At 70.9% G+C, this 12085-nt stretch carries 8 protein-coding genes and 1 pseudogene; 5 read left to right on the forward strand and 4 right to left on the reverse strand.

Going from position 1 to position 12085, the window contains the following annotated elements:
• Both OG562_RS05925 and OG562_RS05930 read right to left on the reverse strand, forming a co-directional pair.
• Nucleotides 1-537, reverse strand: a complete 537-nt coding sequence (locus tag OG562_RS05925) for an NUDIX domain-containing protein (RefSeq protein ID WP_266394463.1) — start codon at nucleotides 535-537, stop codon at nucleotides 1-3.
• Between the two features lie 47 nt (nucleotides 538-584).
• The gene (locus tag OG562_RS05930; RefSeq protein ID WP_266394464.1) at nucleotides 585-1394 is read right to left on the reverse strand and encodes a M15 family metallopeptidase; all 810 of its coding nucleotides are present in this window, start codon (nucleotides 1392-1394) and stop codon (nucleotides 585-587) included.
• Between the two features lie 162 nt (nucleotides 1395-1556).
• Here OG562_RS05930 and OG562_RS05935 point away from each other — a divergent pair, with 162 nt between their 5' ends.
• The 5 genes from OG562_RS05935 to glpK all read left to right on the forward strand — a co-directional run bounded on the left by OG562_RS05935 (nucleotide 1557) and on the right by glpK (nucleotide 7737).
• On the forward strand, nucleotides 1557-1982 hold the full coding sequence (locus OG562_RS05935; protein ID WP_266409060.1) for a Zn-ribbon domain-containing OB-fold protein: 426 nt from the start codon (nucleotides 1557-1559) through the stop codon (nucleotides 1980-1982).
• Complete coding sequence (locus tag OG562_RS05940; protein WP_266394466.1) at nucleotides 1979-3169, forward strand: lipid-transfer protein; 1191 nt, start codon at nucleotides 1979-1981, stop codon at nucleotides 3167-3169. Before OG562_RS05935 ends, OG562_RS05940 begins: the two co-directional genes overlap by 4 nt.
• A gap of 133 nt (nucleotides 3170-3302) precedes the next feature.
• Nucleotides 3303-4958, forward strand: coding sequence for an EAL domain-containing protein (locus OG562_RS05945; protein WP_266394468.1), 1656 nt, complete (start codon nucleotides 3303-3305; stop codon nucleotides 4956-4958).
• Between the two features lie 433 nt (nucleotides 4959-5391).
• Nucleotides 5392-6141 carry an MIP/aquaporin family protein gene (locus OG562_RS05950; protein ID WP_266394471.1) on the forward strand — a complete coding sequence of 250 codons (750 nt, stop codon included), beginning with the start codon at nucleotides 5392-5394 and terminating at the stop codon, nucleotides 6139-6141.
• A gap of 75 nt (nucleotides 6142-6216) precedes the next feature.
• Complete coding sequence (glpK, locus tag OG562_RS05955) at nucleotides 6217-7737, forward strand: glycerol kinase GlpK (protein ID WP_266394472.1); 1521 nt, start codon at nucleotides 6217-6219, stop codon at nucleotides 7735-7737.
• A 102-nt stretch (nucleotides 7738-7839) separates the two neighbouring features.
• Here glpK and OG562_RS05960 read toward each other — a convergent pair whose 3' ends face one another.
• Complete coding sequence (locus tag OG562_RS05960; RefSeq protein ID WP_266394473.1) at nucleotides 7840-8445, reverse strand: ATP/GTP-binding protein; 606 nt, start codon at nucleotides 8443-8445, stop codon at nucleotides 7840-7842.
• Nucleotides 8426-12065 (reverse strand): annotated as a pseudogene (locus OG562_RS05965) (hydantoinase B/oxoprolinase family protein). The gene OG562_RS05960 and the pseudogene OG562_RS05965 overlap by 20 nt, the downstream one beginning before the upstream one ends.
• Nucleotides 12066-12085: the final 20 nt, after the last annotated feature.

Genomic DNA, 12085 nt, shown 5'->3' on the forward strand with positions numbered 1-12085 from the left:
TCAGATGTAGCGGCCCTCGAAGAACGCCCGTACGGCGTGCGTGTGCAGCGGGAAGGCGAGTTCCTCGGGCCTGTACAGGAGGTGCCAGCCCTCCGTCTCGTCCGTGGCGGCCGAGGTCGGGAGGCGGTCCACGGAGCGCTCCGGGAGGAGCCCGAACAGCAGCAGGTGGCCGTCGGCGGAGCTCATGGCGTCGACGAGCCGTACGTCGCGGCTCAGGGAGTCGATGCCGGTCTCCTCCTTGAGCTCCCGGACGACGGCCTGCCGCCAGTCCTCACGCTCGTCGATATAGCCGCCCGGCAGTGCGATGCCCCCGCGCGCGGGGGCGATGGTTCGAGTGATGACGACAAGGGCGGTGCCCTTCGTGTCGTACACGGGCAGCAGCGCGATGGCCACCGGCAGCGGGTTGCGGTAGGCCACGGCGGCGCAGGTCGGGCAGGTGCGGGGCCAGCCGGTGACGCCCTCCCCGTAGGGCGCTCCGCAGCTCGAACAGTGGGAGTCGCGCGCGGAGTTCGAAGTGGAGTACAGAGATTCGGACACGCGGCGGACTGTATCCGATCTTGCGGAGGGCGTCGTACGGGGGCGGCTCAGTGCGCCCTGGCGAGGGACTCGGCGGAGACCGGGAAGTCGAAGTAGGTGTCGGGGTAGGGCTCGGGCTTGAAGGTGTAGTGCCACCACTCCTCGGCGAGGTTCACGAAGCCGAGCCTCTCCAGGGTGCTCTTGAGCAGCAGCCGGTTGGCTCGCTGCTGTCCCTGGATGCGGGGGTCGAGGGTGTGCGATCGGGTGTCGAAGCAGTCGAATCCCGTGCCCATGTCGACGGAGTTGTCGGGGAAGCGCTCCTGTTGTGGCGCGTAGCACGGGACGAGGGGTTCGCCGGGCAGGTAAGGCCTGGTCGGGGTGGCCGGGAGTCTCACGATCGTCAGGTCCATGGTCGAGCCCCGGCTGTGCCCGGACTTCTCCGCGATGTAACCGTCCTCGAACAGCCGGGTCTTGTCGACGTCCGGGTAGAACTCCCCCTTCATCGTCTGGTCGTTCAGGTCCTCGGCCCAGCGGACGAAGTGGTTCACGGCGCGTTGGGGCCGGTAGCAGTCGTAGACCTTGAGCGTGTACCCCTGTTGCACCAGCTGTGTCTGGGCCTGGTGGAGGGCTTCGGCGGCTGGGCGGGTGAGGATGCAGAGCGGCTGCTGGTAGCCGTCTACGGGCTCGCCGACGAAGTTGTGCGGGGTGATGTAGCGCATCTCCTGGAGGATCGTGGGGTCCACGGTTCTCAGGGCCACGAAGTCGGCGGGGGCCTGGGGGTCGGTGTGCGCCCGCGCGGTGACGGAGGCTGCGGTCACGGCCAGCAGGGCGGCGAGCACGGTGACGACACCGCGTACTGCACCGGAGAGTCGTGTCATGTCTCCTGCATTTACCAGGGTCGGATTCCGCTCGGGAAGTGATCGCATGCAGTCTGCCCCGGACGAGGGGCGGACTGCCCATTTCGCGATGCGCGTGCCACACTCCTGACGTTCCGTCAGATTCCATGCCGGGGAGGGACCTTGTCACGTACACGTACACCCGTGGTCGCCGGGTGGTTCACCGCCGACGGGGACGAGTTCAGGCTGCTCGGGACACGCTGCTCGGGGTGCGGGGCGGTCTTCTTTCCGCGCGAGGACACGGCCTGCCGCAACCCGGGCTGCCAGGGCGGCGATCTGGAGGAGGTCCCGCTGTCGCGGCGCGGGCGCGTCTGGTCGTACACGGACAGCCGGTACCGCCCTCCGTCACCCTATGTGACCGACCCGGAACTTCCGTGGGAGCCGTACGCGTTGATCGCTGTGGAGCTGGAGTCCGAGCGGATCGTGGTCCTGGGACAGGCGGTTCCCGGGGTCACCGTCGCCGATCTGACGGTGGGCATGGAGGTGGAGGTCGTCCCCGGGGTGCTCGGCGAGGACGCGGAGACGACCTGGACGACCTGGCAGTGGCGGCCGACGGGGGTGGCGGGATGACGGCAGAGGTGGCGGTGCTCGGCGCGGGGATGCATCCGTGGGGCAAGTGGGGGCGCGGCTTCGTCGAGTACGGGGTGACGGCGGCGCGCGCGGCTCTCGCCGACGCCGGTCTGGACTGGCGGGACGTGGGTGCGATCGTGGGCGCGGACACGGTGCGTGGCGGCTATCCGGGGTATGTGGCGGGGGCGACGTTCGCGAAGGCCCTGGGCTGGCAGGGAGCCCGGGTGACGAGTGTGTACGCGGCCTGCGCGTCGGGCGCCCAGGCGATCGACACGGCGCGCGCTCAGATCCTCGCCGGTCTCGCCGACGTGGCGCTCGTGGTGGGGGCGGACGCGGCCCCCAAGGGGTTCTTCCGTCCCGCGGGTGGAAACCGGCCGGACGACCCGGACTGGCTGCGGTTCCGGGTGCTCGGCGCGACCAATCCGACGTACTTCGGGCTGTACGCGCGCAGGCGCATGGCGGTGCACGGGGACACCCCGGAGGACTTCGCCCAGGTCAAGGTGAAGAACGCGGCCATGGGCGCGCTGAATCCGAACGCGCGCTACCGCAAGCGTGTCACCGTCGAGGAGGTCGCCGCCTCCGCGGTGGTCGCCGATCCGCTGCGGCTGCTGGACATCTGCGCCACTTCGGACGGCGGGGCGGCCCTGGTGCTGTCCAGCATGGAGTTCGCCCACCGGCACGGCGCTGCGGATCCGGTGCGGATCCGGGCCGTGTCCACCGTGACGCCCCGCTATCCCAACGCCGTGCTGGATCTGCCGGACATCGCGACCGACTCCGCGGTGGCGGTGGCACCGACCGGCGAGCCGTTCCGGGCCTCCATCGCCCGGGCCGCGTACGAGGAGGCGGGCATCGGGCCCGAGGATCTCTCGCTGGCCGAGGTCTACGACCTGTCCACCGCCCTGGAGTTGCAGTGGTACGAGGACCTGGGGCTGTGCGGCGACGGCGAGGGCGCCAAGCTGCTGCGGGAGGGGGCGACCGCGCCGGGCGGTCGTATACCGGTGAACACGAGCGGCGGACTGGCCTCGTTCGGGGAGGCGGTGCCCGCGCAGGCGATCGCCCAGGTGTGCGAGCTGACCTGGCAGTTGCGCGGACAGGCCGGCGACCGTCAGATCGCCGACGCGCGCGTGGGCATCACGGCGAACCAAGGTCTGTTCGGACACGGTTCGGCGGTGATCGCGGTGCGGTGAGGGGAGCGGAATCCTCCGGTACGACACACCTCCGGGCGGGGGCGCTCCGTACGCTCTGTGAGGGGTCCGGAATCCTGTGTGAACGTCTCATGAACTGCGCTTGGGCGTGCAGCCGCAGCGCCATCATGCTCCCGTGCACTCTTGGACGGACACTCTCCGCTTCGCCTTCCAGCCGGTGGTCAACCTGGCCACCGGAGGGGTGGCGGCCCTGGAGATACTCGCCCGCCCCGAGTCCGGCGACGTGCTCGCGCAGGCCCGCCGGGATCCCGAACTCGACGGCCGGCTCGCCGTGCTGGCGGTCCGTGCGGCGGCACGCCAGGAGACCCTGCTGCCCCTGCACGTGAACGTGTTCGCCGGCACCCTGGCCGACCTCGGAGGGCTCACCCCGCTGCACGACGCCGTGCGCGAGGCGGGCCGCCTGCCCTGGGAGGTGACGCTCGACGTCGTCCCGCCGTACACGCATGTTCCGCAGCCCGCGCTGTTGGAGGCGCTCGCCGCCCTGCGGGGCCAGGGCTTCCGGATCGGCGCGGACGGCGTCGGCGAGGGGGACGTACCCCTGCGGCTGCTGGTCGACATCGCGCCGGACCTGGTGAAGCTCGACGCGTCCCTGTTGACGCGGCCGGCCGCGGTACGGGCGATGCGGACGCTGTGCGACGAGTCCGGGGCGCTTCTGGCCGTCGAGGGCGTGGAGACCGAACTGCAGTGTGCGGCCGCGTTGTCGGCCGGGGCGCAGCTGGCGCAGGGCGTGCTGTTCGCGCCGCCGGCCCGGCTGCCGGCGGCCGATGTGTACGTCCCGCCGCGCGTCCCCGGGGTCGTGTCGGCGACCCGGTCGGGGCCGTCGGTGCGGGAGTTCGTCCGGCCGGCGGCGCTGCTGCCGGCCACCGCGTCCGCCGGTCAGGTGCGGGCACTGCTGACCGGATCGCCGGACGTGTCCGGGGTGCTGCTCGTGGACCGGACGGGGGTCCCGGTTCGGTCGGTGCACCGCTCGCGCTTCCTGCTGTCGATGTCGGGGCGCTACGGCCATGCCCTGTACGCCGACCGGCCCGCGGCCAGGCTCGGGGATCCGCCCCGGACGGTGGGCGTCGACGCCACGGCGTGGGAGGTGCTGGACGTGGTCGCGGTCGGCGACCGGGACCGTACCTCGGACGATGTGGCCGTGGTCGACGGCCACGGGCGGTGCGTGGGCGTCGTACGCCTCGCCGACCTCGTACGTGCGTTGGCCGAGACGCAGGTCGAGGAGGCGGCGGGGCTCAATCCGCTGACGCGGCTGCCCGGTTCGGACGTGATCACCGGGGAGGTCGACCGGCGGCTCGCGGCCGGGCGGACGGTCGCGCTGAGCTGGCTGGACATCGACCACTTCAAGCAGGTCAACGACGGTGCGGGGTTCGCGGAGGGCGACGAGCTGATCCGGTCGGTAGGGCGGGCGCTGGGGTATGCGGCGTCCGGGAGCACGCGCGTGGGCCATATCGGCGGGGACGACTTCCTGGTGCTGGCGGAACCGGAGTGTCTGGATCCGCTGGTTGCCGCCGTGCTGGACGCGCCGTGGTCGGCAGGCGGGCGCCCGGTCACGCTGTCGCTGGCCACGGTCCTGTGCCGGCCGGGCAGCGTGAGCGATCACCGGCAGGCGGCCGCGTGTCTGGCGCCGTTGAAGAAGGCCGCGAAGTCCTTGCCCGGGACGAGTTGGGTGCTGGGGTACGCGGGCCTGCCCGGCCACGAGATCCGGCGCGGCTCGCCGCCGATGGCCGCGACGAGAACGGATGCGGTGGCTGCAGAGCCGGGCGTGGGCTGAGGGGCCTTCTGAGCCGCTCAGCGGGCGTCCGGCGCCTCCGGCGGAGTGCGCGCAGGCCCAGCCCCCATGCTCCGTGCGCGTGTCCCGCCCGGCCCCTCCCCGCAGGGACGGCGCCCGTCCTGGATCCAATCGCTGTGGCTCCCCACTCTCTCAACCATTGCCGTCGGGCTCCTTGACGCTCCCTGGGCACCGGTGAACACTTCCCGGTGTCAGCCGACATCGCCGTACATTCTCGGCGTATCCAGGCACGCGCCCTGCGGGTTCCCGGGTCAAGGCCCACTCCCCCACGGGCAATTCGGCTACGACGGCACGCTCGTCACGGACGCCGGGCGGGGCGCGGGACCTCCCTGCCCTGGCGGAAACAGCCACGGGAACCGCACCCTGCACGGAGCGCCGGGGGTCGTTCGCCCTCAGGCCGGGCCTAGGAGCCGCCATGAGCAACGGGGACATATTCGTCGGCGAAGTCATCGGTACCGCGATCCTCATCCTGTTCGGCGCGGGGGTCTGCGCCGCCGTCACCCTCAGATACTCCAAGGCGAGGGCCTCGGGATGGGTGGTCATCGCCTTCGGCTGGGGATTCGGCGTCCTGGCCGGGGCCTACACCGCCGCACCGCTGTCCGGGGGACAGCTCAACCCGGCCGTCACCATCGGAATCGCCGTCGACACGGGGAAGTGGGGCAAGGTCTGGATCTATCTGCTGGGCCAGATCGTCGGCGCGATGATCGGTGCCGTCCTCGCCTATCTGGTGTACCTCGCGCAGTTCCAGGCGAACGTACGGCGGACGGACGCCCCCGAGGGCCCCGACGAGGAACCGACGCCCACGCTGGGCATCTTCTCCACCATCCCCGAGATCCGGAATCCGGTCGCCAACCTGATCACGGAGATCATCGCGACGATCGCGCTCGTCCTGCCGATCCTCGCCTTCGGGCTGACGAAGGGACTCGGCGAGTCCGGCACGCTCGTGCTGATCGTGTCCCTGCTCGTCGTCGGCATCGGGCTGTCCCTCGGCGGGCCCACCGGCTATGCCATCAACCCCGCGCGCGACCTCGGCCCGCGCATCGTGCACACCTTCCTGCCGATTCCGAACAAAGGCACCTCCGACTGGGGTTACGCCTGGATCCCGGTCGTCGGCCCGTTGATCGGCGGAGCGCTCGCAGGGCTCCTCTACAACGCGGCCTTCTGACCAGTCAGCGGCCTGCTGAACAGTCACCCGAGCAGCCATCAGCGCAGCCTTCTCAACCCAGCCCAAGGGGTAGCCATGACGGACAACGCCGAGAAGTACGTCGCCGCGATCGACCAGGGCACCACCTCCAGCCGCTGCATCGTCTTCGACCACAACGGCGCGATCGTCGCCGTCGACCAGCGTGAGCACCGCCAGATCTTTCCCAAGCCCGGCTGGGTGGAGCACGACGCCACCGAGATCTGGTCCAAGGTGCAGGCGGTGGTCGCCGGGGCGATCGCCAAGGCCGGGCTGCGCGCCGACCAGATCAGCGCGCTCGGCATCACCAACCAGCGCGAGACGACCGTGCTGTGGGACCGCGCCACGGGCAAACCCGTGCACAACGCGATCGTGTGGCAGGACACCCGGACCGCCGCGCTCTGCAACGAGCTGGGCGGCGCGGACGGACAGGACCGCTTCCGCGACCAGACCGGCCTGCCGCTGGCCAGCTACTTCTCGGGGCCCAAGGCGGCCTGGCTGCTCGACAACGTGCCGGGACTGCGCGCGCGGGCGGAGCACGGCGAGATCGCCTTCGGCACGATCGACTCCTGGCTGATCTGGAACCTGACGGGCGGCACGGCGGGCGGTCGGCACGTCACCGACGTCACCAACGCCGGGCGCACCATGCTGATGAACCTGGAGACCCTTCAGTGGGACACCTCCATCCTGTCCGCGATGAACGTGCCCGAGGCCGTCCTGCCGGAGATCAGGTCCTCCGCCGAGGTGTACGGCGCCGCCGTCGGCCAACTCGCCGGTGTGCCGGTCGCTTCGGCGCTGGGCGACCAGCAGGCGGCGGTGTTCGGGCAGGCGTGCTACGACGTGGGCACGGCGAAGAACACGTACGGGACGGGCAGCTTCCTGCTGCTCAACACCGGTACCCGGCCGGTGCCGTCGAAGAACGGGCTGTTGACGACGATGGGCTACAAGATCGGCGGTGAGGCGCCGGTCTACTGTCTGGAGGGTTCGATCGCCATAACGGGTGCGCTCGTCCAGTGGTTCCGAGACCAGCTCGGCATCATCCGTACGGCTGACGAGATCGAGACGCTGGCGGCGAGCGTGGACGACAACGGCGGCGCGTACATCGTGCCCGCCTTCTCGGGGCTGTTCGCGCCGTACTGGCGCTCCGACGCGCGCGGGGTGGTCACCGGGCTCACCCGTTACGTCACGAAGGCGCATCTCGCGCGTGCCGTCCTCGAGGCGACGAGCTGGCAGACGCGTGAGGTCGTGGACGCGATGTTCCAGGACTCCGGGGTGCAGATCACGACTCTGAAGGTGGACGGCGGCATGACGAAGAACAACCTGCTCATGCAGCATCAGGCGGACGTGCTGGGCGTGCCCGTGATCAGGCCCCGGGTCTCCGAGACGACGTGCCTGGGCGCCGCGTACGCCGCGGGGCTGGCCACCGGGGTGTGGAACGACCTCGACGAACTGAAGGCGCACTGGCAGAAGGACGCCGAGTGGACCCCGGCCATGGAGGCGTCGGTGCGCGACCGCGAGTACCAGAACTGGCGCAAGGCGGTGGAGAAGAGCTTCGGCTGGCTGGAGGACGGCGAGGGATAGCCGCTGCGCGCGCGTACCCCTGCGCCGCAGCACACGCGCGTGCGTCTCCTGTGGGCCACGGCCCGTACCCCGGTCGGCGGGGGTACGGGCCGCGGACGTGCCTCAGGTGGTGACGGCCCGGCGGCGGTCGGTCCCGTAGTCCATGGCGTGCTGGACGACGCCGACCAGGACGTCCCGCACCGACAGCCGGTCGCGGGCGTCGCACAGGGTCACCGGGATGTCGTCGTCGAGGTCAAGGGCCCGGCGCACGTCCTCCTCGGGGTAACGGGCCGCGCCCTCGAAGCAGTTGACGGCGATGAGGAAGGGTATGGAGCGGCGCTCGAAGTAGTCGACGGCGGCGAAGCAGTCCTCCAGGCGGCGCGTGTCGGCGAGCACGATGGCGCCGAGAGCGCCCTCGGACAGCTCGTCCCACATGAACCAGAACCGCTCCTGGCCGGGCGTCCCGAACAGGTACAGCACGAGATCCTCGCGCAGGGTGATGCGCCCGAAGTCCATGGCGACGGTGGTGGTGTGCTTGGCCTCGACGCCGGTGGTGTCGTCGACCGGGCGGCCGGCCTCGGTGAGGAACTCCTCGGTACGCAGCGGCCTGATCTCGCTGACGGCGCCGACGAGGGTGGTCTTGCCCACGCCGAAGCCGCCGGCCACCAGGATCTTGAGCGTGACCGGCTCGACCGGGGGCTTGCCGCGCTCAGAACGCCCGAAGATCATCGATCATTTCTCCTGCTTGAAAGGGGGTCGTTGGGCGGTGGGCCGTAGCCTCCGCCACCGGGGGTCTCGATGACGAGTACGTCGCCGGGGCCGACGTCCACGGACGTGCTGCCGCCGAGTTCGACGACGGAGCCGTCCGCGCGTTCCACCCGGTTGGCGCCCAGCGCGCCCGGTGCGCCGCCGGCCATGCCGTACGGGGCGACCCTGCGGTGCTGGGACAAGGTGGAGACGGTCATGGGTTCGTGGAACCGGATGCGGCGGACCGCGCCGTCGCCGCCGCGCCAGCGTCCCGCGCCACCGCTGCCGTGCCGGACCGCGAACTCGTCGAGCTGCACGGGCAGTCGCCACTCCAGGACCTCGGGGTCGGTCAGCCGGGAGTTGGTCATATGGGTCTGGACGACGCTCGCGCCGGGGAAGCCGTCGCCGGCGCCGGATCCGGAGGCGACGGTCTCGTAGTACTGGTGGCGTTCGTTGCCGAAGGTGACGTTGTTCATGGTGCCGGAGCCTTCGGCTTGTACGCCGAGCGCCGCGTAGAGGGCGCCGGTGATCGCCTGGGACGTCTCGACGTTGCCTGCGACGACGGCGGCGGGCGGTTCGGGCGCGAGCAGGGAGCCGGGCGGCACGATGATGGTCAGGGGGCGCAGGCAGCCGTCGTTGAGCGGGATGTCGTCGGCGACCAGGGTGCGGAAGACGTAGAGGACGGCTGCGTTGACGACCGCGTAGGGCGCGTTGAAGTTGGTGGCCAGCTGGGGTGACGTACCGGTGAAGTCGACGGTCGCGGAGCGCTTTTCGCGGTCCACGCGCACGCGTACGCGGATGACGGCGCCGGAGTCGGTCTCGTAGGCGTACGCGCCGTCGTCGAGGGCGTCGATGACGCGCCGCACCGCTTCCTCCGCATTGTCCTGCACATGCCTCATGTACGCCTGTACGACGTCGAGTCCGAAGTTCTCGATCATGCGGGCTACCTCGTCGACGCCTTTCTGGTTGGCGGCGATCTGGGCGCGCAGGTCGGCGAGGTTGGTGCTGGGGTTGCGGGACGGGTAGCGCGCCTCGGTGAGCAGCCGGAGCGTCTCCTCCTCGCGGAAGCGGCCGTTCTCCGTGAGCAGCCAGTTGTCGAAGAGAACGCCCTCTTCCTCGATCGTGCGGCTGTCGGCGGGCATGGAGCCCGGGGCGATGCCGCCGATCTCGGCGTGATGGCCCCGGGAGGCGACGTAGAAGAGGACATCGGGGTCACTCTCCGTGTTCTCGGCCTTCTGCGTGTCGAAGACCGGGGTGATCACGGTGACGTCCGGCAGGTGGGTGCCGCCGTGGTACGGGTCGTTGACCGCGTAGGTGTCGCCGGGACGCGTCCGCGCGCTGCGGCGGCGGATGACCTCCTTGACGCTCGTGCCCATCGAGCCCAGGTGGACGGGGATGTGCGGGGCGTTGGCCACCAGGTTTCCGTCCGGATCGAAGAGGGCGCAGGAGAAGTCGAGGCGCTCCTTGATGTTGACCGACTGGGCCGTGGACTCCAGGCGTGCGCCCATCTGTTCGGCGATGGACATGAAGAGGTTGTTGAAGATCTCAAGCAGAACCGGATCGGATTTCGTGTCGAGATCGGAACTCTGCGTAATCGCCGCGCGTTCCATGACCAGATGCCCGTCGTGGGTCGTCGCGGCTTCCCAGCCGTCGTCGACGACGGTCGTCGCGCTGGCCTCGGTGATGATCGCGGGGCCGACGACGGTCTCGCCGGGAGGAAGGTGCTCACGGCGATGGAGGGGTACGTCGCGCCAGACTCCGCCGGTATGGAGGCGGACGGTCTCGGGAGCGGCGAGGTGGCCTTCGTACGGGGCGAGGGCGGACAGATCAGGGGGTTCGGTGATGCCGGTGGCTTCCACGGAGAGCGCTTCGACGACGATCGGGCGGTCGAGCGTGAAGGAGTACGTGGCGCGATGACGTTCTTCGAAAGCGTGCCGCATCGCGGTGGGCTCGGTCAGTTCGACGGTGAGAGCAGTGTCGGTGCCGTCGTAGCGCAGTGCGGCGCGGCGGGTGACATGGACGCGGTCGTCGGGGACGTCCTCGGCGCGGAGTTCGGCGCATGCGGCTGCGGTCAGGGCGTCGGCGGTCTTGAGGATCCCGGGCAGCGAGGCTGCTTCCAGGGGTTCCTCGACGGACTGTTCCCGCATGGCCGTGGTGTCGGCGAGGCCGATGCCGAGCGCGGACAGCACGCCGGCCATGGGCGGCACCAGGACGGTACGGATGCCGAGCGAGTCGGCGACCATGCACGCATGCTGGCCGCCTGCGCCACCGAAGGTGGTGAGGGCGTAGCGGGTGACGTCGTGGCCCTTCTGGACGGAGATCCGCTTCACCGCGTTGGCGATGTCGGCGACGGCGATCTGCAGGAAGCCCTCGGCGACCTGCTCGGGCGTGCGGTCGTCGCCGGTCTGTCGGCGGATGTCGCGCGCGAGGGCGGCGAAGCGGTCCCGGACGAGCGCGTCGTCGAGGGGCTGATCGCCGTCGGGCCCGAACACCTCGGGAAAGTGCGCGGGCTGGATCCGGCCGAGCATCACGTTGGCGTCGGTGACGGCGAGCGGGCCGCCGCCCCGGTAGCAGGCCGGACCGGGGTCCGCGCCGGCGGAGTCCGGCCCCACCCGGTAGCGGGAGCCGTCGAACCGCAGGACGGAGCCACCGCCCGCGGCGACGGTGTGGATGTCCAGCATGGGGGCGCGCAGGCGGACGCCCGCGATCTGCGTGGTGAGGACGCGTTCGTACTCGCCCGCGAAGTGCGAGACGTCGGTGGAGGTGCCGCCCATGTCGAAGCCGATGACCCGGTCGAAGCCCGCGAGCTGGGACATCCGGGCCATCCCGACGATCCCGCCCGCGGGCCCGGACAGGACGGCGTCCTTGCCGCGGAACTGGCCCGCCTCGGCGAGCCCTCCGTTGGACTGCATGAACATCAGCCGTACGCCGTGGAGTTCGTCGGAGAGGTGGCGGACGTAGCGGCGCAGTACGGGCGAGAGGTAGGCGTCCACGACGGCGGTGTCCCCGCGCGGGACGAGTTTCATGAGGGGGCTGACCTCGCTGGACAGCGAGATCTGCGGGAAGCCGACGCGCGCGGCCAGCTGTCCGACGGCCTGCTCGTGGGCGGGGTGGAGGTGGCTGTGCATGCAGACGACGGCGACGGCCCGGATCCCGTCGTCGTACGCCTTCTGCAAGGGGCCGGCGAGGGCGTCCAGGTCGGGCGCGCGCAGGACGACGCCGTCGGCGGCGATGCGCTCGTCGACCTCCACGACCCGTTCGTAGAGCAGCTGCGGGAGTTCGATGCGGCGAGCGAAGATGTGCGGGCGGTTCTGGTAGGCGATGCGCAGGGCGTCGCGGAAGCCGCGGGTCACGACGAGCAGGGTGCGCTCGCCCTTGCGTTCCAGCAGGGCGTTGGTGGCGACCGTGGTGCCCATGCGCACGGCCTCGACGGGGTCCTGCGCGCCGTCCAGGAGGGCGCGGACGCCGGCGACGGCCGCGTCGGCGTACCGCGCCGGGTTGTCCGACAGCAGTTTGCGCGTCAGCAGCCGCCCGTCGGGGCGGCGCGCGACGATGTCGGTGAAGGTGCCGCCCCGGTCCACCCAGAACTGCCAGCCCGTCACGTCTTCACCCCGCTTCCGCG

Source organism: Streptomyces sp. NBC_01275 (assembly GCF_026340655.1).
Classification (GTDB): domain Bacteria; phylum Actinomycetota; class Actinomycetes; order Streptomycetales; family Streptomycetaceae; genus Streptomyces.

What these genes read in the sequence shown, in the direction of transcription:
- OG562_RS05930 (WP_266394464.1), bottom strand. Translation starts at nt 1,394, where the DNA reads ATGACACGACTCTCCGGTGCAGTACGCGGTGTCGTCACCGTGCTCGCC.
- OG562_RS05940 (WP_266394466.1), top strand. Translation starts at nt 1,979, where the DNA reads ATGACGGCAGAGGTGGCGGTGCTCGGCGCGGGGATGCATCCGTGGGGC.
- OG562_RS05950 (WP_266394471.1), top strand. Translation starts at nt 5,392, where the DNA reads ATGAGCAACGGGGACATATTCGTCGGCGAAGTCATCGGTACCGCGATC.
- glpK (WP_266394472.1), top strand. Translation starts at nt 6,217, where the DNA reads ATGACGGACAACGCCGAGAAGTACGTCGCCGCGATCGACCAGGGCACC.
- OG562_RS05960 (WP_266394473.1), bottom strand. Translation starts at nt 8,445, where the DNA reads ATGATCTTCGGGCGTTCTGAGCGCGGCAAGCCCCCGGTCGAGCCGGTC.